The 339-nt window shown below is 59.6% G+C and carries 1 rRNA gene; it reads left to right on the top strand.

Features of this window, described 5'->3' with window-relative positions:
• Window positions 1-339, top strand: a 23S ribosomal RNA gene (locus IF12_RS25295); the annotation flags it as partial.

Raw genomic sequence — 339 nt, 5'->3', positions numbered from 1 at the left:
ACCTGCTGTGGAGAAAACAAGAGTGATTCCGTGAGTAGCGGCGAGCGAAAGCGGAGGAGGCTAAACCTGGTTCGTGTGATAGCCGGCAGGCGTTGCGGGTTGGGGGTTGTGGGGTATGACCGTTGAGTGCTGCCGTGCTCAGGGCGTTGTGTGATTGGCTAGTCGAATGGTCTGGGAAGGCCGACCGTAGTGGGTGAGAGTCCCGTAGGCGAAGGCTGGTTGCAAGCGTCGGGTGGTGTTCCCGAGTAGCGCGGGTTTCGTGGAGGCTCGTGTGAATCTGCCAGGACCGTCTGGTAAGCCTAAAGAGGTCCGGTGACCGATAGTGGAGAGTACCGTGAG

The sequence above is a fragment of the Glycomyces sp. NRRL B-16210 genome (assembly GCF_000719515.1).
Lineage (GTDB): Bacteria > Actinomycetota > Actinomycetes > Mycobacteriales > Micromonosporaceae > Glycomyces.
This window is presented reverse-complemented; position numbering and strand designations above follow the sequence as displayed.